Source organism: Paenibacillus agri (genome assembly GCF_013359945.1).
GTDB lineage: Bacteria > Bacillota > Bacilli > Paenibacillales > Paenibacillaceae > Paenibacillus_AQ > Paenibacillus_AQ agri.
This window is the reverse complement of record NZ_JABWCS010000095.1, coordinates 1-273: the sequence shown is the minus strand read 5'-3', so window position 1 is coordinate 273 and position 273 is coordinate 1. Positions and strand designations below refer to the sequence as shown.

Annotated in this window: 1 protein-coding gene; it reads right to left on the bottom strand. The window is 47.3% G+C overall.

All coding sequences use genetic code 11. The features are described from left to right. On the bottom strand, window positions 1-273 hold a 273-nt coding region (locus HPT30_RS31300; protein ID WP_281364439.1), incomplete at both ends, for a group II intron maturase-specific domain-containing protein.

Below are 273 nucleotides of genomic sequence, written 5' to 3'. Positions count from 1 at the left end.
GGAGGTGCGTCTTTGCTGAAGCTAGACGGAAATAGCCGAGCCAACCCATCAGATAGCGGTTCAGCCGCCTAATCCGTTCTTCCATTGAAATCGACCATGTTCGGTTCGTTAACTCTCGAATCCTTTCTTTACATGCTAAAAGGCTCTTCGGTGCTATTCGAATGGTCGCTTGTTTCTGGCTCAGAAAACTGAATCCTAGCAACTTACGTTTCCATGGCCTGTCCACCGCACTTTTCTCCCGGTTTACTTTCAGTTTTAGCTTCCCTTCTACAA